Raw genomic sequence first — 21,817 nt, 5'->3', positions numbered from 1 at the left:
GTTTTATATTTTGTGAGGTTTTTTATGTTGTGAATTTTTTTTATTTTTTATAATTTTTTATACTTTTTGTGAATTTTTGCATTATTTTGCAGAGTTTTTTATTTGTGAGTTTTTGCGTTGTTTTGCGGAGTTGTTTATATTTTGTAAGGTTTTGTGGTATTTTGCGGAGTGTTTTTATATTTTGTGATTTTTTTATTTTTTGTGAATTTTTGCGTTATTCCCCCGCATCGTCATTGCAAGCAAATACATTAGCATTTGCGTGGAAAATCACAAGCAAAAAAAATTCTCATACTTTGGCTTTTTAAAGCCTCAATATCTTGTCATTGCAAACAATGATTCCGCCTCCGTCATTGCGAGCAATTAGATTCTGCATTTTTGCAAAATCTAATGCGTGGCAATCTATCCTCTTGTCATACTAAGGGTTTTAGCCGAAATATCCCGTCATTACGACCGTTGCAACGCAACGCGTGGCAATCCACGACAAAAAATGCAACAGAAAAACATAGATTGCCACGAATCTGCTAGCGCAAATTCTCACAATGATGACAATGTAAATTTTTTCAATGACGGCAACTTTTCTTACGCTAAAAACTCTTGTCATACTGAGGGCGTAGCCCGAAGTATCTCAAAATCTAAAAATGTAAGTAGAGATATTTCGCGCTAACGCGCTCAATATGACAAGCCAAAAACAAAGCCTCAATATGACAAAGAAAATTCCGTCATTGCGAGCAAGTCGTAAGACTTGCGTGGCAATCTATTATTAGTTTTTGCCAAAAGCGTGTTTTTTGGCATTTTATAGGGATAGATTGCCACGATTTTAGTCTTTTTGATAAAAAACCTAGATTCTAATCCTTATTGGGCTAAATATTGCACAAATTATCGCAATAACAAATTATTTTTGAAACCTGCAAAATCTACAAATCTGTAAAAACCTGCAAAATCCAAAATAACCCCCACAATAAAACAATAAAATTTTCTTATTAAACAAGCATTTTAAGACTTTTATGAGAATTACGCGCATTTTTACTTTTTTGTATTATAATCCCCCGCGTTTTATCAAAGCAAAATAAAAATCGCTTTTGATAATACATAAATCTATCTGTCAGAGGAACATAAAATGTGTGTAAATATTGCAAAAATAGCAAACAAAAATAAGGCGAATGTGTCGCTAAAAATTTCAGCGATTTGTTTTTCATTGCTTTGCCAAAATCTATCTGCTAATGCGATTTTGGCTAATAACGAGAGAGAGAGAGAGAGAGAGAGTAACTCCCGCACAAAATCTTTCTAGCTACAAATCATCATTGCGACCATTGCAACGCAACGCGTGGCAATCCACGACAAAAAACGCGACAGAAAAAATAGATTGCCACGATTCTGCAACTTTTAACAAAGTTGCAGAATCTCGCAATGACGACAATGTAAATTCTTTTAATGACGGCAACTTTTCTTACGCTAAAAATCCTTGTCATACTGAGGGCGTAGCCCGAAGTATCTCAAAATCTAAAAAGGTAAATAGAGATATTTCGCGCTCACGCGCTCAATATGACAAAAACTCCGTCATTACAGACAATGACTCTATTTCTGTCATTGCGAGCGAACGCAGTGAGCGTGGCACAAGCCCACAGCTACGAAGTGGCGATTTAGCGCACAAGCGCGAGTGGGCGCAGCTATGCAAGCAAAATCTATATCCACAATGTGCAAAACACACTTTTGACAAATCTAATAAAATAGATTGCCACGATTCTACGCTACGCGCAGAATCTCGCAATGACGATGGGAGGGTGGATTGCTACAAATCCGCTAACGCAGATTCTCGCGATGACGGAAATCCTTATTGGGTTAAATATTTCACAAATTCTTGCAATGACAAATCTACCCACCCCCTAGCCCCCTCCGCAAGGGAGGGGGAAATAAAAAATGATAAGGCAACAATGGAGGGAATATACAATATAAAACCCACAGCGTCTAGCAACAACACAAACCCACAAAAATACATAAAACTAGCCCAAATAGATTCTATCCGCACGGATTTTGTGCAAATAGATTTTACAAAAACCGCAGCAGAATCTATACAAATTGATTCTACCCAAACACATTCTAACCAAGAGTATGAGCAACTGCAAGCAAAAGATTTAGGCAAAGTAACGGCAAGTGCGCCAAAAATCCAGCCACGCGATAATATCCTAGACACAGAATCAAAAAATGTCATCATCATAGACAAAAACGATTTGCAACAAAAGGGCTACACAAATTTAGAGCAAGCCTTGCAGCACCAGCCCTCCATCACGCTTACCCCCGCTGCAAATGGACAAAGTCAAATCGATATTCGCGGACAGGGACTAGATGCTTCAAAATCTATAAAAATCTTTATCAACGGTGCGCCAATCAATCCAAATGACACAGGCTATGGTGCGAGCCGAAATGGCTTTGCGCTAAATGGGACAAATCCTTTTAATCTTGTGGATATTAACGACATAGAATCTATCGAGGTTTTGCCCGGTGGAGGGGCTGTGCTATATGGCAGTGGCACGCGTGGGGGCGTGGTAAATATCGTTACTAAAAAGCCGAGTAAAGATTATGCTAGGGTTAGTTTGGAGGGCATTGCCTATGAGGCAAAAAATGCCTTGAGTGGCAAAGCAAGCGTGGGCGGAGGGGCAAAAATCAAAGACAAAGTGTTTTTGAGCGCAAATGCTAGCTATGCCTACAAAAACGGCTTGCGTCCAAGTGAATACACCAAAAATGCCTACGCTTCTTTGCAAACCTACTATCAAATCAACAATAAACATAGGCTAGATTTTAGTGCGAATTATTCAAAATCCTATCAATTTTTTGCAGGATATAATAATAAATTTAGCACAGGCACGCAAGAAAAATCCATATCCCAAATGAAAGCAGAGCGATATGCCACGCCCACGCAAGCCACTTCAAATGGAATGGTGGAGCAGGATTTAGGAAACGCATCGCTAAAATATATCGCAGATTTTAGAGAATCATTGCAATTTAGCGCGCTTGCTTTTTATTCGTTTAGCGATTTTTTGTTTCCCGATATTGCAGGGGACCCATCTAGTGCGGGTGCAAATATCACAGGGACAAATAGCACGCACAATACGGGGCTTTTTGCCAAAATCAAGCATAGCACAAAATCTAATAAGCTATTTGTAGGGCTAGATAATAATGTCGAAATCAGCCAAGCAAATAGCGGAAGTAGCGATAAAAGAGGCGGGGTTAGGTATAGTGGCGCGCTATATGTGCTAGATTCTTTTATGCCGAGTAAATATTTCTCACTCACAGGCGGGGCTAGGGGCGAAGTGGTGCATTATGATGTGAGTCGCACGGCAGTTACGGATTTTTCGCAAAATTTTAGTTTTATCACGCAAACCGCCACGCAAAAAGACACCAAAGCAAACTACGCATTTGAGCTAACCCCAGCGTTTCATTATGGCGAGAGTGGTAGCGTCTATGCCAAAGGCGAAGTAGGTTTTATCAGCCCTAGTGTCGCCCAAATCGTAAATGCGGTTAGCCAAAGCACAAACACAAAAGAGCTTGCCAATGCAAATATAAAGCCAGAGCAGTATTTCACAGGTGAGATAGGGTGGAGAGATGAGTTTAGATTTTCTAGCATTATGATGAGTGCGTATTATACGCATAGTTTCAATGAAATCCGCTATATCTACCAAACCGCCGTGCGAAATTTTTACAATCTAGGCGAGACGCAACGATTTGGATTTGAGTTTGTCGGCAGGCAAAGATTATTTGGTGAGATTTTGACATTGCAAGAATCTATCAATGTGAATTATTCTAATGTGCTAAAAGGCAGGGACAATACCGCTAATTTTCACAATACCATAGCTGCAAGCGATGCAAGCCAAGAGGGCAAGCAAATCCCTTATGTGCCTCTTACAAAAGTAAGCATTCTAGCCAATTTGCAAGCTATAAAAGTTGGCAAACATAGGCTAAATGTATTTTATAACAACAGCTATTATGGGCAATCAGTGGATAATAACTACGCAGTGATGAATAAAGGCGGATATGTGCTAGGGGATATTGGGCTAACTTATGGCTATGGTGGGTTTAGCGTAAGTGCGGGGGTTAGAAATCTATATGATAGCTTTTATGTGGCGTATCAAGCAAGCTCTACTATAGGAAATACGAGGACTTATCTAGCGGGCGAGGGGAGAAACTATTATTTGACGCTTAAATATGAGTTTTAGCCATAACAAGCAATAAAACACCATAAAATGCAATAAAAAATCATAAAACACCCTAAAAACGCTCTAAAATGTCATAAAACGCCAATAAAACGCCACTGTAAATAAAAATAAACAAAATCTATGCAAAATCTTATGCAAGCCCCACTAGGCTTTTTGCCCTCTCATAAGTGGCTTTGGCTATGGGGCGGACTTTGTCTGCGCTAGATTCTAAAATCTGCTTTATGTAGCCTTGCTCAAGCATTAGTTTTTCGTATTTTTCTCTTATAGGGCGCAGAGATTCTACTAGCAAATCGCTTAGCCTAGATTTTAGCTCTCCATAGCCCTTGCCTGCAAACTCCGATTCTATCGCCTCCCTGCTTTGATTGCTAAAAATCTCATACATACAAAGCAGGTTATAAAGCCCTGCACGCGATTCATCAAAAGCGATTAAGCCCATAGAATCTGTCGTGGCTTTTTTGATTTTGCGCGTGATGATTTCTGGCGTATCTAGCAAAAATATCGCGTGATTTTCGCCTTTTTGGGATTTACTCATTTTTATTTGTGGATTATCTAGCCCCATTATTTTTGCGCCGACTTTTTGGATAAGTGGCTCTGGGATTTTAAAGCATTCTCCATAGTCGCGGTTAAATTTCATCGCAACATTGCGCGTAAGCTCTAGGTGCTGTTTTTGGTCTTGCCCCACAGGGACAAAATCCACATCATAAAGCAAAATATCTGCTGCCATAAGTGCGGGGTAGTTAAATAGCCCCACGCTTGCTTTTTGCGCGCTTTGCTTCGCGCTTTTGTCTTTAAACTGCGTCATTCGCCCCATATCGCCCATCGAAATATTGCAATCCAAAATCCACGCTAGCGCAGGGTGATAATCAATCTGGCTTTGGATAAAAAGAGTGGATTTATCCGTATCTATCCCGCAGGCTAGGAGCATCGCGGCTATGGCATAAGTGCTAGATTCTAGCTCTTTTGGGTTTTGTGGCATCGTGATGGAATGGGAATTTGCGATAAAAAATATATTTTCATAGATATTTTGAGAATCTACCCAATTTTTCACCGCGCCTAAATAATTGCCTAAATGGATTTTGCCTGTGGGCTGGATACCTGAAATCACGCGTTTTTTGTTTGTTTGATTTGTGGGGGATTTTGCTTTTGTGGGTGGATTTGTAGGGGATTTTGTGTTTTGAAGCATTTGTGTCCTTTGAGTGCTTTTGAGTGCTTTTTTGTGCCTTTTTGTGAGCGTCTTTTTTGTATGTTGATTTGTAAAAAAAGTAAAAATCTAAAAACTTTTAAGCGCATTATATCGCTTTTATTAAAACTCGTTAATCATTTTAGAATACAATGCGTGCTTATTCCAAAACAAAGGATTCACAATGAGGAACGAAACAAAGACACTCTCTAGCGTAGTGTTTGCGCTAGCTTTTGGCTTTATTGCTTTGGCTGGTTTTAGTGGCTGTTTAGGTAAGAAAGACGGACTACAAGGCGCAAAAAACGACCCCGGCGTAGCAGCAGAATTTGATGGCGCGCCTGATTGGGTTACTAGCGATTCTGGTTTGCTAGCTGCCACGGGTAGTGCCAAAATCAAAAACAACAATTTTGGTTTTGCTACCACACAAGCAGAGGCAGCAGCTCGCACAAAACTTGCTGGGCAACTCAACACTCAAGTAGAAAGCAAGTATAGAGAGCTTACCACAAGTGGCGAAGATAGCGTAAATCAAGAAGCTGTCCAAGCGATACGACAAAGCGTAAGTGAGTCTCTAGCTGGCTCTCGCGTGGTAAATAAATGGGTAAGCAAGACAGGAAACCTCTGGGTGCTAGTCAAAATCGATAAACTCGACACAAGACTACTAGAAGAAAACTTGCAGAGGGCAAAAGGCGTAAATCAAGCCGCTGCTAAAAAGCTAGCCCAAACTATCGATGAGCTAATCGATGGCGAAAAGCCAAAAGCAGAAAACGCTCAATAAATGCAAAAATCACACAAAATCTAAGGCGTAAAAACTTTAGATTTTGTGGTTAGTTTTTTTTTGTAGTTGCGTTTTAGCATTTGGTTTTTTTAGCATTTTTTAAGCATTCAAGTTAGGATTCTAGCTTGAATGCTTTTTTTATGTTTATTTTTTGGCATTTTAGATTCTTTCTTATCTCTTTTTTAAGCGTTTGTTATGATACACATTATCCTACTTCAGCCTAGAATCCCGCAAAACACAGGCAATATCGGCAGGCTTTGTGTCGCAGCAGAAGCGACATTGCACCTTATCCACCCGCTAGGTTTTCACCTCGATGACAAATCCCTAAAACGCGCAGGAATGGACTATTGGCAGGATTTGGACAAAAAAGAATGGGACTGTGCGGAGGATTTTTGGAAATGCTACCCCATAGATTCTAATCACTATTTTTTCAGCACAAAGGCTACAAAGATTTTATATGACGCAACTTTTAAAAAGGAATGCTTTTTGTATTTCGGTAGAGAGGACGCGGGGATTGATGCGCAGATATTGCAAGCAAACGAGACACAAATGCTAAAAATCCCCATTTCGCACAAAGCAAGAAGCCTAAATCTAGCCACAAGCGTAGGCATAGCCCTCTATGAAGCCTTGCGACAAAATGGCGAAATGCCAAAAATCTAAAATCCAAAAAGGAAAAATCCTTATGACAAAAAATATGACAACTCAAGCACGCACAAAAAAATCCACCAAAATAGCAAAATCCACAAAGCAAACTACAAAAAACCCCACCCCAAAATCTAGCACAAAAAACACTTGCCAAAACGCTTGCAAAAAGGTTTGCAAAAATCAAATCTTTTTGCCTTACAGCACGCAGTCTATCGACAAGCGCGACATAAAGCGCGTAAAGCTAGCCCTAAAATCCCCCCTTTTAACGCAAGGCGAGCTATGCGAAGAGTTTGAGCGCAAAATCGCGCAATATGTAGGCACAAAATACGCCCTATGTTTTAACTCCGCCACCTCCGCGCTATATTGCGCTTATCGCGCGCTTTTTAAGCAGGGCGAGCTAGTCATCACCACGCCAAATAGCTTTGTCGCCACAGCAAATATGCTTCTTGCGTGCGGGGCAGAGCCAATCTTTGCAGATATTTTGCCAAATGGAAATATCAGCGTAGAATCTATAAAATCTATATTAGAAAATAAAGCGGGCAAAAATACCCCCCAAAATCAGCGCAAAATCAACAACGGCACACAATGCAAAATCAATCCCAAAAATCAACGCAAAATCAGCGGAATAATTAGCGTGGATTTTGCAGGAAATAGCGTAGATACAAAAACCATAAAATCCCTTGCCAAAGCGTATAATCTAGCCTTTGTCTCGGATAGCTCTCACGCTTTTGGTGGCGAAGTAAATGGACGCAAAATCGGCTCTTTTGCAGATGTTAGCATTTTTAGCTTTCACGCGATAAAGCCTATCACCACAGCGGAGGGCGGAGCGATTACCACAAATGATAAGAAAATCTATGAAATAGCAAAATCATTGCGCTCACACGGGCTTAGCAAGATTTTGTTATGGGATAGTGAGGTGCAAGATTTTGGGTTTAATTTCCGCTTAAACGAGCTACAAGCCGCGCTAGGATTATCCCAGCTAGAAAAAATTGATGAGTTTTTAGCCAAAAGAGAAAAAATCGCCAAAATCTATGATGAAGCGTTTTGTGAAAATCCGTATTTCACGCCCACTCACGCGCAGATTTTGCCAAATCACAAAACCACAAACCATCTCTACCCCATTTTGCTAAAATCGAAGTTTGTGCCAAAAAAAGAAGCGATTTTTAGGGAGTTGCAAGCACGCGGGCTAGGCGTGCAGGTGCATTATAAGCCCATTTTTGATTACGCGGTTTATAAAAATTGTGTGCGTGATAATGGAAGCAATGCAAAAAAATGGTATGACGCTGAAATCTCCCTCCCGCTGCATCAAGCGATGAGCAAAAAAGAAGTGAAATATTGCATAAAACATACCCTAGAGAGTTTTAAATCGGTGTTTTAAAATTGTGAAAAATCTAAAAACCCCCGCTTTTTGTAAAAACTAATAAAAGATTGCCACACGGATTTTATACAAAATCCGCTCGCAATGACGGAATTTTCTTTGTCATATTGAGCGCGTGAGCGCGAAATATCTCTACTTACATTTTTAGATTTTGAGATACTTCGGGCTACGCCCTCAGTATGACAAGTATTTTCGTCATTGCGAGAATCTGCGTTAGCAGATTTGTAGCAATCCACCCTTCCATCGTCATTGCGAGAATCTAGGCTTTTGTTAAAAAGCCTAGATTCGTGGCAATCCACACTGCAATGCGTAAATAATAGATTTTGCTTGCATAGCTGCGCCCACCCGCGCTTGTGCGCTAAATCGCCACTTCGTAGCTGTGGGCTTGTGCCACGCAGTTTGGAATCTAAAGAATCCAAACTGCTCACAATAACGAAAGCGGAATCATTGTTTGCGATGACAGAAGTTGATTTGTCAGTCTGATGATTTGCTGTTTGAAAGCTAGAAAGATTTTGCGTGGTGGTTACTCTCTCTCGTTATTAGCCAAAATCGCATTAGCAGATAGACTTTGGCAAAGCAATGAAAAACAAATCGCCGAAATTTTTAGCGACACATTCGCCTTATTTTTGTTTGCTATTTTTGCAATATTTACACACATTTTATGTTCCTTTACGGGATAGATTTATGTATTATCAAAAGCGATTTTTATTTTGCTTTGATAAAACGCGGGGATTATAATACAAAAAAGTAAAAATGCGCGTAATTCTCATAAAAGTCTTAAAATGCTTATTGAATAAGAAAATTTTATTGTTTTAATAGTCAAATATTTTTAGCAAAGATTTGTTTGTGTAGTTTTGATTTATGGGGTTTGATTAGTCGTTATTTCGCAATATTTACGATAGCTTTATAATGATTTTTAAGAGATTTTTTAAAGATTTTTTGGTAGGATTTTACTTTTTTAGATTCTGCTTAGATTTTTGTGAAGTTGTTGATTTTTGCTTTTTTTGTGCGATTTTATGATGGATTGACATACAAAAAAATACAATAATTAAGGGGGTGTTAGCTCAGTTGGGAGAGCGCAACGCTGGCAGCGTTGAGGTCAGGGGTTCGAACCCCCTACACTCCACCATTTTACTTTTTTTCTACCATTCTTGCTTTTTGACATTACTTGCATTTTTAATAAAATCCATAAAATAAAATCAAATCAAAAAAAGCCAAATAAACAAGATTTTCAAATGTAAGTTGTAAAAATATACATAAAAAACTACGCAAATTTTAATCAATACAGCATTTAGATTCTAAATTGGATTCCAAGCACCATCAAGCCAATGCCTGTGTTTATATAGTTTTGTTTATCTATTGCCCATCCATAATTTAATTCCCAAGATAAGCCAACCGCAGGTTTTGCATACCACATTACCCCAAGTTTCAACAATGGATAAAGCGTGTTGAGTTTATAATACCCCCCATTAAAACTTGTTACATAAGAGTTAATATCTTTACTTAGTCCAAAACCTGTATATAATGTCTTATTGTTGCCTATTTTATAACCACCTACCATCTCAAACCCTAAACGCTCACTGCCATAATCCGACATTGAGGAACCGTCTGATATTGGAAAGATAGAGTTTATAATATAAACAAAATTAGCACCCAAAGCCCATTTTTCACCAATATCACGCTCATATCCTGCCCTTACAGTAATTGGAAAACCAAGACCTAATCCCGAATCTGTTGTAATACTTACACGATAAAGAGCATAATTTATAACACCTATATCAGCTCCAAACACGATATGATTTTTGCCATTTGGTCCAAAGCTAAAAAATCCTTTTGCATTATCTTTTGTGTTTCTAAAAAAGTCTTTTATTTTTTCTTTTGTAGGTGAATAAGATTTTGCATACGCGTTGTTTGGGGTGTAGTAGCTTTGATTATGCGCGATACTAGAATCTTCATCTTTATATTCTTGTAGTTTTTCTTTTGCGATGACTTTTGAGATGATTTCTTCATTATCCCATAGCACGACTCCCTTCTTTAAATCACTCAAAACAAGCAAAAACTGATAATCTACACGCACTTTTTTGCCAATAGATTTTGTGCGCTGGGTAATCTTGCCGCTTAGAGAATAATCAGGGGCGACTAAATTGCCTTTTTCTTTGGTGGTGTATTGGTTGTATTCCTCATCGTTGCGCAGTTTTCGCGATTCTCTTATCATTTTATCTGTCTTGCTTCCACTGCCTGCGATAGCGTTTGTGAGGGTAAATTTTTTGCTATTGCGGATTTGGCGGATAAGTTTGCGACTTAATAATTCTATGTCTATGTCCTCATCTGTGAGATTTTCTATATCTGAAATCACAAGAACTTTTTTGCCCTCCAAATTTTTGACAAAATCAGAGCTTAAAAATGACGCTACAATGTCATCTATCATCATTTCTATATCGTGGTAATCAATGCCAAATGAAGTGTAATCGCTAGAATCGTTTATGTATTGTGGCTTATAAGCACAAGAAGCTAAAAGGAATAAAAACGCAAGTGTAAGCAATGCTTGCGCTAAGATAAGTGTGCGAAATTTATATCGCCCCCCCCCCCCCACACGATTATGGGAATCTAAATTGTAAAAATCACAAGTGTTTATTGGATTTTGGTAAGTCTGCATATCATTTGCCTTTTTGTAAAAAATTGCGATTTGGAAAAAGCAGATTTTAGCACAAAAAAGTTATGCAACAATATTTAGGCAAAAAGAAAAATAGCGATATTTGCCCTGTGATAGTTGCGTATAAAACTATGCGCGTGCCTCCAAATGTGCCACAAAGCGTGTCGCAAATCTATTTGATATAGCCTAGTTTATGTAGCTCATTTACGATTCGCACTACGATAGGTCCTGCATTTCCTCCGCTTTGCCCGTGCTCTATCAAAATCGTAATGGCATATTGCGGATTTTCAGATGGCACAAATGCCGTCATCCACCCGTGAGAGCGTTTGAAATACTCTAGCTCACTTTCTTTTATCCGCACTTTTATATCTTGTGCGATGGAGGATACTTGTGCTGTCCCTGTCTTGCAGCCTACTTTTACTTTTGCTGCCATTAGCCGTCTTGTGCCTGTGCCACCGGGGGCGTTGCAGGCTTCTACCATTCCTTTTTGCAAAACCCAAAGTTTAGATTTTTGAAAATCATTTAGCACATCTTTTGACTCAAAAGTAATACTCTCTGTGTTTTGCTGCTTGATAAAATGCGGTGTGGGTAGCTTGCCAGAAGCGATAAGCGCGGTATATCTAGCGATTTGCATAGGGGTTGTGAGGAAATACCCCTGCCCGATAGAAGTCTGCACCGTATCCCCTGCAAACCACGGCGCGCCATATCGCTGCGCTTTCCAATGCGGAGTTGGCAAAATCCCATTAGATTCTCCCGGAAAATCTAGCCCACTTTTTTGCCCAAATCCCATTTGGTGTAGCACTTGCGTCATTCGCTCTACGCCCACAACTTGCGACATTTTATAAAAATACACATCAACAGATTCTCTAATCGCTTTAAACGCATCAGCACTTCCGTGCCCCCCCGCTTTCCAATCGCGAAAATGGTGATTGCCAATCACAATCGAATAAGGCGTAACAACTTTGGTATTTTCATCGATATTTCCAAACTCCAAAATCGACATCGCAATGCCCATTTTGATAACAGAGCCCGGGGGATATTGCCCGTTTATAAAGCGATTTATAAGCGGTTTATGTGGATTATCGCGCAGGGCATTCCATTTTGGGATACTTATGCCCCCTACAAAATCATTTAAATCATATTCAGGGTAGCTACCCGCTGCCAAAATCTCGCCATTATGCACATCCATAACGATTGCAGAGCCGTTTTTTTCGCCAAATCCATACTCCTCATCAATCGCCTTTTGCAATCTCGCATCAATCGTTAGCGTAATATCATTTTGCACTTGTGGGCGCACTTCTTCGGCTTGGGATACTTTTTGGTTAAACGCATTGACAATGCTAGCGCGGTAGCCTAGCTGTCCTTGCAAAATAGAGTTATATTGTCGCTCTATGCCCTCTTTGCCGATGATTCCTGTGTGTTTGCTCATAGGGTCTGAAAACACATCGTTTTTATCCGCCGCACCCACATAGCCGATGATATGTGAAGCTAGCTCGCCGTTTGGATAATACCGCTTAAAAATGGGCTTTACGATAATGTTTTCGTGCTGATTTAGCACAGAATACACCACCTGCATATCATCATAGCTTACATAATCCACCACTTGTATAGGCTCGTGATTATACGCAGAATTTTGCTTGACATACGATTCTCTTAATGATTCAATATCTACGCCTTGAATATTGTCTTGTATTTTTTGGAGGGCTGTTTTTAGTTCATTTTCTTTTAGCAATGGCTTTAAAAACACGCCAAAAAACAAATCATTTACCGCCAAAGGTGCGCCCTGCCTATCCAAAATAAGCCCTCTTGCAGGCACTAGCACTTCTTGTTTAAACATATTTCGCCTAGCGATTTCTTCGTAATGGTCATATCTAGCAATCGTTATGATTGATAGCTTTAAAAGTAGCAAAATCCACACTAAACCAAAGATTAAAAGTGTGATTCTAAATGGAATGGGGATATTTTTCATTATGCTACCTTAGTGTTGCGCGTGTTGATTGCGCGTTGTTTGTGTGGATTTGGCGTTGTGGGATATTTGGATTACCATTTTTTGCGCTTCCATTTTAGATGCTCATAGACTAGGGCGAAAGATGACTCGATGATAAAATAATAAATAAAAATCGCATTTAGCGAAAAATTTACCCCCGCACCAAACATTTTGATGATATAAAGTGCCAAAAAATACACGCCATAAACCACGATGATATACCAAAAAACAAAAAATGAATTATGCCCAAAAATGATATTAAACCGCTCGCTAATAAGATAATTTACCACCAAAAAAACGATGGGCAAAGTCCCAAGCGGGAGTTGTTTTTCACTCTCATAGATGATAAGGCAAAGCACGATAGTAACGATGGCAGTGGTGTTTTTTTTGGCATACGAATCCATAAAAAGCACAAAAAGCACCCCTAGCATAGGTGGCAAAAATAAAAATATACTCCCAAGCAAAGTCCAAACAAAAAACGCTATGCAAGCAAGGGTGGCTAGAGCGATTTTTTTTAGGCTTTTATCGGGGTCTGGTTTGGATAGAAGTTGCATTTAGGGACTCTTTTGATTTTGGATTTTAGATTTTAGAGTTTTAGTTTTTTGGGCTTTTTGTGTTTGCGGATTTTATGTTTTTTGGGGGTGGCAAAAAGCGATTTTTTTATTTGGCAAATTTTGTCAAATTTTCTCTTTTTTAACAAAATCTTTTTTTTATCGCTAGATTTTGGGATTAGATTTTGCAAAATCTAATCCCAAAATTCCATTAAAAATAGCTTCTTTTAGCAGGGATTTGCCACCATATTTTTGCGGGATTTTATTGTTATAAGCCATAATTATAGCGTTATTTTGGCTATTTTTTTGGTGCAATTTTGCCAAATCATTTTTGCTTAATTTATCCGCTTTGGTAAAAACTTGCAAATATTTTTGGTCGCCTTTTAGCAGGGATTTTATACTCTTTTCAAGCATAGAATCTATCGCTAAAGCAGTATGCCTAGAATCAATCAAATGCAAAAAAAGTTTGATACTTTTGCGCGTGGAGATAAAATCCCATAGATTTTTTTGCCACGCTTTTAGTTCCTCTTTTGATACCTTTGCATAGCCAATCCCGGGCAAATCAATAAGCAAAAATTCAAGTGAAATTTGAGAATCCACCTCTTTAGAATCCCCTTTTTTAAAATCCACTTTTTTAGAATCTGCTTCTTTAGAATCAACCTCTTTAGAATCCAATTTTTTAGAATCCACCTCAACGCTAGATGAAAAAATCTCTTCTTGTTTGTCGCTAGATTTTAGGCTAGAATCTGTTTTTATCCATTGTGTGGCAAAAAAATTGATTAGCTTTGTTTTGCCCGGCGTAGAGGAGCTTTTGGCTAGATTTGATTCTAGTATTTCATTGATAAGGGTGCTTTTGCCGACATTGCTTCTGCCTAAAATCGCCACTTCGCTATGCAGAGGCGGTGGGGCATTTTTCACAGAGCTAGCAGAGGTTAGAAAATTACTATATTTTGTTTTTATCATCGTGGTTTTTTCACTGCGTTAGATTTTGGCTTCTTTTTTAGGTTAGTTTTTTTACTTAGATTTTGCAAATTTTTGCCAAGATTTTACTCAAATTTTTGCGAAAAATAGATTTTAGCAAATGCGACTAAAATCATAATCCAAAACATACTCCAAGACATAATCTAAGGTTTGCTATTTTTGTCTTTATTTATATCGTTCAAATCAATAATCACCCGCACAGGCGCATCTCCCTCGCTTTGGACATTTGCAAAATTTTCTTTATTATTGAAAATGATTTTTTCACCTTTGAGATAGTTTGGCTTGCCTATCTCTTTTGCCTCTGCCCGCCCGATTAGCTGATATTCGCTTTGCTCTATGAGGTAGATTAGCGTATCGCTTTTGCCTTTTAGCTCTCGCCCATCTTGCGTGAAAATATGAAAATCCACATTGCCAATCGCTTCAAATTTAAATGGCTTGCGCTCTTTATTCATATAGACATTGACTTTATCAGCGTTTAGTTTGTCGCGCTCTTTTGTGATATGCACGCTCCCCTCCGCGCTTGTTACGCCTTTTTTCTCATCGGCAAATACGCGCTTTGCATCGATTAGCAGCTCATCGCCAAACCCAAAGCACCCTAGCCCAAAAATCGCCACAAAACCCACCAAAAAGCATTTTTTCATTTGTGATTTTCCTTTAATTATGTTTTGTTTTGTCAAAATCTTTATCCAAAAAGATTTTAGCTTTGATATTTTCTGCTGTCATTGTGCCTTCTTTTTGTTTGTAGATGATATTTTCCCCTTCAAAATCGCCACTTAGCGACACTGCCCAAAACTCCCCAATCCCCCTAAAAATCCCTTTTTTCAAATCATAGATTCCCCTCTTGCTCCAAAAGCTCTCCCCACTATCTTTTGCATACACACCGCCTTTGTCAAATATGTATTCATCATCTACCCTACGAACTTCCTCGCCGTATATGTAGGCGATAGATTTTGAGTTTTTATCGCTTTTGGTGGTTACGATAGTTTCATAGCCGATTTCATACTCGGCAAATCGCAACGCTTTTTGCCCCTGCAAACTCGCTTTTATGTAGTCTTTGTCTGCGTCATAAATGTGATAATCATATAGCTCAAGGATTGGCATTTGTGCGCGTTGCCTTAGGATTTCTTGCGTATCTGTCGCGGAGATTTTGATAAACACAAGCATAGCGACTAACAATCCCCAAAAAAACCAATGAATCAAAAACGATGATGAAAAATACGAAACGATAAGATTTAAAAATCTAAGAAAGTAAAATCTAGCGATTTGCTTTGGGCTAAGCATTCCCTCTGTGTATTCGTAGCTTAGGGCTATTTCCTCTCTTTTGCGCAAGAGCAATGCCCTAGAAAATCTAATACGCATATAGCTAAAAAATCGATTCATTTTAGATTCTCTCTTTTCTTTTTAGATTCTTTTTTTTTTTGCGGATTTTATGTTCGCAGATTTTCTTTTTTGCAAATTTCTTTGTAGATTTTATGCTTGCGGATTTTATTTTGCAAATTCTATTTTTGTAGATTTTTGTGCGGATTTTTTAGACATTATTTCGCACTTTTTTGATACATCGCCAAAAATTCCGCCTGCTCTTTTTCATCACGCGAGATGATAAAATCTATCATTTCGCGCACTGCGCCTTCGCCACCGCGTGCATTTAGCACAATATCAGCTTTTTTTTTGATATACGCATTTGCATTAGAAGGCGCAAAGGACATTCCACTTTGAGCAAACAACCCCAAATCATTGACATCATCGCCTATGCAAGCGACTTCATTTTTTTGCACATTTAGCCCAGATATGATTTTTTGTGCCGTGCTTGCTTTGTCCTCTACGCCCAAAAATACCCGCGTGATACCCAGCTCCTCTGCGCGTGTGCGCGTGCTAGCGGATTCTCTGCCCGAGATTATTGCTACTTCTTTGCCCATTTTTAGCCACGCTACGATTCCTAGCCCATCTTTTATGTTGAAACTTTTTGCTTCCATTATGCTTTTTCCATTTTCAATAAGCGTGATTTTGCCATCAGTTAGCGTGCCATCGACATCAAGTAGTAGTAGTTTTATCATTTTTAGCCTTTTGATTTTGTTTGATTTTGTAGATTTTGCGTTTGTAGATTTTGGTTATAAACAGCCTTTTGTGCTAGGAATCTGCACGCGTGGATTTTGTGCCAATGCCCTGCGAAGCGACAATGCAAAGGCTTTAAAAATCGCCTCTGTGATATGGTGTAGATTTTTCCCGCGCTTGATTGTGATATGTGCTGTGATATTTGCGTTAAAACACACAGCCCTAAGCCACTCCTCCACTAGCTCAATATCAAAATCTAAAATCCTGCCCCTATACTCACAAGCACTTGTGTCAAACACCAAAAACGCGCGATTGCTAATGTCTAAATCACATTCCACGCAGGCTTCATCCATCGCCACTGCACCATTGCCAAATCGCTCGATATTTTGCACAGGGTAAATGCTTTGTGCCAAAAGTTTGCCAATGACTATCCCGCAATCCTCCACGCTATGATGAAAATCCACTTCCAAATCCCCCTTGCACTCTAGCTCCAAATCAAACAGCGCGTGCTTGCTAAACGCTTCTAACATATGGTTAAAAAAGCCTATATTTGTGTGGATTTTGGATTTGCCACTGCCATAAATGTCTAGCTTTGCGGTGATTTGCGTTTCTTTGGTATTTCTGCTTAGGGATTGCATTAGATTCCTTAGTTTGTAAGATTTTGTGCGCATAAGATTTTTGCGCATCGCGTTGAAGTTTTGCTACGAAGTCTTGCAAGGACATTTGCAAAGCCACATTGTAGCATTTGTTTGTAATATCGTGCCTATCTATTTTGTGGTTTTTTGTTTGTGGATTTTTTGTTTTGCGGTTTTTTTGTGGATTTTGCCAAAATCGCACAAAGTAAAACAAAGTAAATCAAAATCTAAAACACAAAAAAATCACAAAAAATCAACATTTTTTAAAAAAAGCAAAGCAAAAAAATATTAAAAATCACAAATCATTATGCTCTACTTTTATGCAATGCGTGGCAAGGTGTGGATTCTAGCTTACATTGCGGAGGGGATTTTTGATTTGGCTAATGGTTTGTAATGAAGTTGGGTGGGGGTTATTGCGAGTGGATTTTGACAAACGCTACGCAAAATATCACGCTAGCAAAAAGCATAAAAATAATTTTTTAAAGGGGATTTTGTAAAATTTTAAGCTAAAAATTAAAAATACTAAAAAGCGGAGAGAGAACAAAACAAAATTAAGATATAATCCGCTTTTTATTTCTTTTTTGAAAGGACTACAAATGCCAGAATTAAAAGGCTTAAAAAGAATCTTAGAAGCAGGATTAAATGCTTTGCAAGATAAAAACAATGCGTTACGAGATAAGTCCAAAGTGTTAGGTGATAAATTCAATGCGATATGTGATAAGCACAACAATTTAGTAATATATTTTAATTTAACAGATTCTGAATCACACAAAATCAATACATTCAAAAATAAACACAAGGCGTTAGATGATGAACTTGAAATGTTAGCTGACAACAACAGAGCATTAATTGATAAGGGCGAAGTATTAAATAATCAACTCAAAATGTTGGTTGATAAAAACAATATTGAAAAAACTTCTAGAGAGTTTGAAGCTAATTTTAGGGATATTGAAGCTAACTTGAAAGATTTTGAAGCTAATTTTGAGCAACGAGAGTCCAATTTTAGAGAATGGGAAAACTATCTAAAACAATTAGAAGCCAAATACGCAAAATAAAAATTTTCAAATTTTTTACAAAACTAGTTTTTATAAAAAAACGCGAGAAAACGCAATGTTTAATATCGCTTACTATATGTTCCCCGCTTAAACATTCATACAAGCGGACAAAATACGAAGTTTTAAATTTTTAAAGGTTGGATAAATATCGCAACAAAAGGCGTTTTATATGTCTTAAACTTGCATAAAAATATCGCACATCATAAAATCTAACAAAATCCAACACAATCTAAGAAAAATAAGCAAAATCTAAGAAAAAATCTAAAAAACACAATCAATCATTGCGAGAATAACGCAAATAATGCAAATCGTGGTGATTTTTTGAAGGATTTTGATTTTTGACACTTCGCGTTTTTGCAAAAACCTTAAAAAACATTCAAAAACTTCAAGTGTGGCAAAGTGTTGTAAATGTGGCAAAGTATGGCAAAAAATATAGCAAATCATACCGCTAGCGTTTTTAGATTTGCTTTTTTGGATTTTAGCGCGCAAACGATGGCACACAAAAACGCAATAGCGCACAAACAAAAAACAAGCAAAAACAAAGTTGCCTATTTCGCTTATTTTTTACTATTTTTGATAATTTTCCACCGCTTTTTTTAGAATTTTTTCAGCTTCGTTTGTGTCTAGGTAGTCCTTGACTTTTACCCATTTGTTTGGCTCTAATGTTTTGTAAGTTTCAAAAAAGTTTTTGATTCTATCAAGGGTGATTTGTGGCAAATCTTGCAGGCTTTTGATATTGTCATATCGTGGGTCGATTTTGCTAATCGGCACGGCTAGTAGCTTTTCGTCCATTCCGCTTTCATCTTCCATTATTAGCACGCCTATTAGCCGAGTTTTTATCACGCTGCCCGCTTGCAAAGGGTATTCATTTAGCACGAGAATGTCCGCAGGGTCGCCATCATCTGCCAAAGTATTTGGCACGAAACCATAATTGGCTGGATAAAACATAGCACTATACATCACCCTATCGACTACCACCGCACCCGAGTCTTTATCCACTTCGTATTTGATATTTGAGCCATAGGGGATTTCGATTATGGCGTTTATGCTACTTGGTATTTTGCCTACTTCTATTTTTGAGATGTCCATTTTTGTTCCTTTTATTGATTTTGGATTTTTTGGCTAGATTTATGACTTTTTCACAACAAAATCTATTTTAGATTTTTCGCTGTTTGTATGACAAAGTCATTCATCTCGGCTACGATTTCTTCTATGGTGCGCTCCCCGTCAATCTTATGTAGCAGTTTCCTTGCCCCATAAAAGTTTTCAATACTTTTTAGCGGGTCCAAAAACACTCTCATTCGGTTGTTAAACACCTCGATATTATCATCAGCCCCCCTAGCCCTGCCTAGCACGCGCTCTCTTGCCACTGCTTCGCTTACAGAGACTTCTATGACGCTTGCAAGTTTGACTAGATTTTGGGATTGTAGCTTTTCGTGCAATGCCTGCATCTGCTCGACACTGCGCGGGTAGCCATCGATTATGATTATGTCTTTTGGGGCGTTTTGCATAGCCGATATTATCGTGCTTACGACTATTTCTAAAGGCACTAGATTTCCTTTGGCGATGATTTCGCCTATGATTTTGCCCTGCTCGCTACCGCGCTTTACTTCCTCGCGGAGCAAATCCCCTGTGGAGTAATGCACGATTGATTTTGGATTTTTCTTAGCGATTAGCTCTGCGTCTGTGGTTTTGCCACTGCCCGGTGCTCCGATGATTAAAAAAAGCTTTTTCATTTGCTTCTCCTTATGTTTGATTTTGGTGTAAAAAGGCTTCATAAATGCGCTACGATTTTTTTGCAAGACGCATTATTGTAGCGAATTTTTTTGTGGATTGCGTAAGCGAATGTGCAACTCACGCAATAGCTCCTCGCCCACCGCGCTTGGTGCGGAGGTAAGCGGGCAAGTGGCTTTTTGGGTTTTGGGAAATGCGATGACATCGCGGATACTCGCAGAATCTGTAACAAGCATAACAAGCCTATCTAGCCCGATAGCAAACCCCCCGTGCGGTGGCGCACCATACTGCAAAGCATCAAGCAAGAATCCAAACTTTTCTTGTGCCTCTTGCTTGCTAATCCCTAGCAAATCAAATACGGCTTGTTGGGTTTGCATTTTGTGGATTCTTAGGCTTCCTCCGCCTAGCTCTACGCCATTTAGCACGACATCATAGGCGATAGATTCTATCGATTCTATGTCGGTAGAATCCGCCTTGTATTCTGCTAGATTTTTTGGCATAGTGAAAGGGTGGTGCAAGGCAGAAACTACGCCCTCTTCATTTCTCTCAAACATTGGAAAATCAACCACCCACGCAAAATTGTATTCCCCTTTGTTGATTAGCCCCATATCTTGGGCGATTTTCACGCGAAGTCGCCCCATATAATCCCAAATGCTTTTTTTATCCCCCGCACCAAAAAAGATAATATCCCCCTGCTCCGCTCCCACGCGCTCTAAGAGCTTGCCTAAATTCTCTTGGCTGATAAATTTGACTAGCGGTCCTTTTGGCTCGTCTTTGATTTGGATATATGCTAGCCCTTTTGCGCCAAATTTTCGCACAAACTCTTCTGCCTCGCCTAGCATTTTGCGCGAATAGAAATTATCCCCGCCTTTTACGCATAGGGCTTTGAAGCGATTTTTTTGCGAATCTTTAGCGATAGAGGCAAAAATCTCATTACTAGAATCCACAAACAAATCCCCAACCTCCACAAGTGGCAAACCAAAACGCAAATCTGGCTTATCGCTGCCGTATTTTTCCATCGCCTCTTTATATGGGATTCTCACAAATGGCGTCTTTATGGGGAGATTTAGCGCGCCAAAAATATCTGCTAGTAGATTTTCGCACACACCCATCACATCATTTTCATCACAAAAGCTCATCTCCACATCGATTTGGGTAAATTCTGGCTGTCTATCTGAGCGCAAATCCTCATCTCTAAAGCATTTTGCGATTTGGAAATATCTATCAAATCCGCTTATCATAAGAAGCTGTTTGAAAAGCTGCGGGCTTTGTGGCAAGGCATAAAACTCCCCATCGTGAATCCTGCTAGGGACTAGATAATCCCTAGCCCCCTCTGGCGTTTGCTTTGTCAAAATCGGTGTTTCCACTTCCAAAAATCCCATTTTTTGCAGGCTATTTCTAGCACTCATTGTGATATTGCTACGAGTTTTAAATACACTCAAAGCCTTTGGGCTACGCAAATCTAAGTAGCGATATTTTAGCTTTAGCTCATCGCTTATGTTTTCGTCATTTACAAGGATTGGCGGAGTTTTTGCTTTGTTTTCGATGATTAGCGTGTCGATTAAAATCTCAATCTTGCCCGTTTCTAGCTTTGGATTTTCTAGCCCTTCGCCTCGCGCTCGCACCTTTCCTTTTGCTAGCAGGACAAACTCATCGCGCACGCTTTGTGCTATCTCATAAGCCTTAGGCGTGGAGGTAGAATCACACACAAGCTGGACTAGCCCGCTACTATCACGCAAATCGATAAACACCACGCCCCCGTGGTCTCTATAAGAATTGCACCACCCGCATACTTCCACTTCTTGCCCGATTAGATTTTCTTTGACTTTAGCGCATAAATGCGTTCTTTGCATAGATTTCCTTTTTAAGTTGGTTTGTTATTTTGGTTTGCAAAATGCCTTGCAAAAAGATTATTTGCAAAAAGATTGATTTATGTATCCAAAATCTTAAATCACGCCTCTTTGCCACATTTTTTTTGAA

23 protein-coding genes and 1 tRNA gene are annotated in these 21,817 nt (G+C 38.9%); 10 read left to right on the top strand and 14 right to left on the bottom strand.

The window, feature by feature from the left end; genetic code table 11:
* Window positions 1–387: 387 nt before the first annotated feature.
* From ACWIUO_RS00710 to ACWIUO_RS00695, 4 genes are all read left to right on the top strand, one after another.
* A complete protein-coding gene (locus tag ACWIUO_RS00710) occupies window positions 388–525 on the top strand; it encodes a hypothetical protein (RefSeq protein ID WP_454176032.1) in 138 nt (45 codons plus the stop codon).
* Entirely contained in the window at window positions 488–664 is a 177-nt protein-coding gene (locus ACWIUO_RS00705; protein ID WP_454176031.1) for a hypothetical protein, read from the top strand. The genes ACWIUO_RS00710 and ACWIUO_RS00705 overlap by 38 nt, the downstream gene beginning before the upstream one ends.
* A 453-nt stretch (window positions 665–1,117) precedes the next feature.
* Window positions 1,118–1,288, top strand: a complete 171-nt coding sequence (locus ACWIUO_RS00700) for a hypothetical protein (RefSeq protein ID WP_454176030.1) — start codon at window positions 1,118–1,120, stop codon at window positions 1,286–1,288.
* The gene (locus tag ACWIUO_RS00695; RefSeq protein ID WP_454176029.1) at window positions 1,221–4,211 is read left to right on the top strand and encodes a TonB-dependent receptor; all 2,991 of its coding nucleotides are present in this window, start codon (window positions 1,221–1,223) and stop codon (window positions 4,209–4,211) included. The genes ACWIUO_RS00700 and ACWIUO_RS00695 overlap by 68 nt, the downstream gene beginning before the upstream one ends.
* A gap of 130 nt (window positions 4,212–4,341) precedes the next feature.
* On the opposite strand, the gene trpS is transcribed toward ACWIUO_RS00695, so the two are convergent.
* A complete protein-coding gene (gene trpS, locus ACWIUO_RS00690; RefSeq protein WP_454176028.1) occupies window positions 4,342–5,394 on the bottom strand; it encodes a tryptophan--tRNA ligase in 1,053 nt (350 codons plus the stop codon).
* A 181-nt stretch (window positions 5,395–5,575) separates the two neighbouring features.
* On the opposite strand from trpS, the gene ACWIUO_RS00685 reads away from it, so the two are divergent.
* The 3 genes from ACWIUO_RS00685 (at window position 5,576) to ACWIUO_RS00675 (ending at window position 8,189) form a co-directional block, all read left to right on the top strand.
* Window positions 5,576–6,166: an LPP20 family lipoprotein gene (locus ACWIUO_RS00685; protein ID WP_454176027.1), complete on the top strand. Its 591-nt coding sequence runs from the start codon at window positions 5,576–5,578 to the stop codon at window positions 6,164–6,166.
* A gap of 195 nt (window positions 6,167–6,361) precedes the next feature.
* Window positions 6,362–6,826 carry a tRNA (cytidine(34)-2'-O)-methyltransferase gene (locus ACWIUO_RS00680; RefSeq protein WP_454176026.1) on the top strand — a complete coding sequence of 155 codons (465 nt, stop codon included), beginning with the start codon at window positions 6,362–6,364 and terminating at the stop codon, window positions 6,824–6,826.
* Between the two features lie 22 nt (window positions 6,827–6,848).
* The gene (locus tag ACWIUO_RS00675) at window positions 6,849–8,189 is read left to right on the top strand and encodes a DegT/DnrJ/EryC1/StrS family aminotransferase (RefSeq protein WP_454176025.1); all 1,341 of its coding nucleotides are present in this window, start codon (window positions 6,849–6,851) and stop codon (window positions 8,187–8,189) included.
* Here ACWIUO_RS00675 and ACWIUO_RS00670 read toward each other — a convergent pair.
* Both ACWIUO_RS00670 and ACWIUO_RS00665 read right to left on the bottom strand, forming a co-directional pair.
* Entirely contained in the window at window positions 8,186–8,608 is a 423-nt protein-coding gene (locus tag ACWIUO_RS00670; protein ID WP_454176024.1) for a hypothetical protein, read from the bottom strand. The genes ACWIUO_RS00675 and ACWIUO_RS00670 overlap by 4 nt on opposite strands.
* A gap of 104 nt (window positions 8,609–8,712) precedes the next feature.
* A complete protein-coding gene (locus ACWIUO_RS00665) occupies window positions 8,713–8,847 on the bottom strand; it encodes a hypothetical protein (RefSeq protein WP_454176023.1) in 135 nt (44 codons plus the stop codon).
* A gap of 395 nt (window positions 8,848–9,242) precedes the next feature.
* Here ACWIUO_RS00665 and ACWIUO_RS00660 point away from each other — a divergent pair.
* Window positions 9,243–9,318 (top strand) — tRNA-Ala (locus ACWIUO_RS00660).
* A 162-nt stretch (window positions 9,319–9,480) separates the two neighbouring features.
* Here the strand turns inward: ACWIUO_RS00660 and lpoB are convergent.
* The 8 genes from lpoB to hisB form a co-directional block, all read right to left on the bottom strand.
* Window positions 9,481–10,845: a penicillin-binding protein activator LpoB gene (gene lpoB, locus ACWIUO_RS00655; protein ID WP_454176022.1), complete on the bottom strand. Its 1,365-nt coding sequence runs from the start codon at window positions 10,843–10,845 to the stop codon at window positions 9,481–9,483.
* Between the two features lie 169 nt (window positions 10,846–11,014).
* A complete protein-coding gene (gene mrdA / locus ACWIUO_RS00650) occupies window positions 11,015–12,811 on the bottom strand; it encodes a penicillin-binding protein 2 (RefSeq protein WP_454176021.1) in 1,797 nt (598 codons plus the stop codon).
* Window positions 12,812–12,882: 71 nt separating this feature from the next.
* Window positions 12,883–13,383 (bottom strand): hypothetical protein, encoded by a 501-nt coding sequence (locus ACWIUO_RS00645; RefSeq protein WP_454176020.1) that lies wholly within the window; start codon window positions 13,381–13,383, stop codon window positions 12,883–12,885.
* A 162-nt stretch (window positions 13,384–13,545) separates the two neighbouring features.
* The gene (locus ACWIUO_RS00640) at window positions 13,546–14,343 is read right to left on the bottom strand and encodes a GTP-binding protein (RefSeq protein WP_454176019.1); all 798 of its coding nucleotides are present in this window, start codon (window positions 14,341–14,343) and stop codon (window positions 13,546–13,548) included.
* A 161-nt stretch (window positions 14,344–14,504) separates the two neighbouring features.
* A complete protein-coding gene (gene lptA, locus ACWIUO_RS00635) occupies window positions 14,505–15,002 on the bottom strand; it encodes a lipopolysaccharide transport periplasmic protein LptA (RefSeq protein ID WP_454176018.1) in 498 nt (165 codons plus the stop codon).
* Between the two features lie 13 nt (window positions 15,003–15,015).
* Entirely contained in the window at window positions 15,016–15,741 is a 726-nt protein-coding gene (locus ACWIUO_RS00630) for a hypothetical protein (RefSeq protein WP_454176017.1), read from the bottom strand.
* Between the two features lie 155 nt (window positions 15,742–15,896).
* Complete coding sequence (locus ACWIUO_RS00625) at window positions 15,897–16,415, bottom strand: KdsC family phosphatase (protein ID WP_454176016.1); 519 nt, start codon at window positions 16,413–16,415, stop codon at window positions 15,897–15,899.
* Window positions 16,416–16,469: 54 nt separating this feature from the next.
* Window positions 16,470–17,051: an imidazoleglycerol-phosphate dehydratase HisB gene (gene hisB / locus ACWIUO_RS00620; RefSeq protein ID WP_454176015.1), complete on the bottom strand. Its 582-nt coding sequence runs from the start codon at window positions 17,049–17,051 to the stop codon at window positions 16,470–16,472.
* Between the two features lie 368 nt (window positions 17,052–17,419).
* On the opposite strand from hisB, the gene ACWIUO_RS00615 reads away from it, so the two are divergent.
* Window positions 17,420–17,545 carry a hypothetical protein gene (locus tag ACWIUO_RS00615; protein WP_454176014.1) on the top strand — a complete coding sequence of 42 codons (126 nt, stop codon included), beginning with the start codon at window positions 17,420–17,422 and terminating at the stop codon, window positions 17,543–17,545.
* Window positions 17,546–17,644: 99 nt separating this feature from the next.
* Window positions 17,645–18,103, top strand: a complete 459-nt coding sequence (locus ACWIUO_RS00610; RefSeq protein ID WP_454176013.1) for a hypothetical protein — start codon at window positions 17,645–17,647, stop codon at window positions 18,101–18,103.
* Between the two features lie 567 nt (window positions 18,104–18,670).
* Here ACWIUO_RS00610 and ppa read toward each other — a convergent pair.
* The 3 genes from ppa to aspS form a co-directional block, all read right to left on the bottom strand.
* Window positions 18,671–19,192, bottom strand: coding sequence for an inorganic diphosphatase (ppa, locus tag ACWIUO_RS00605; protein ID WP_454176012.1), 522 nt, complete (start codon window positions 19,190–19,192; stop codon window positions 18,671–18,673).
* A 62-nt stretch (window positions 19,193–19,254) separates the two neighbouring features.
* Complete coding sequence (locus tag ACWIUO_RS00600; RefSeq protein WP_454176011.1) at window positions 19,255–19,839, bottom strand: adenylate kinase; 585 nt, start codon at window positions 19,837–19,839, stop codon at window positions 19,255–19,257.
* A gap of 72 nt (window positions 19,840–19,911) precedes the next feature.
* Window positions 19,912–21,690: an aspartate--tRNA ligase gene (gene aspS / locus ACWIUO_RS00595; RefSeq protein WP_454176010.1), complete on the bottom strand. Its 1,779-nt coding sequence runs from the start codon at window positions 21,688–21,690 to the stop codon at window positions 19,912–19,914.
* Window positions 21,691–21,817: the final 127 nt, after the last annotated feature.

The sequence above is a fragment of the Helicobacter sp. T3_23-1056 genome (assembly GCF_053654535.1).
Note: the sequence above shows the minus strand (reverse complement) of the source record. Positions and strands in the feature narration are given on the sequence as shown.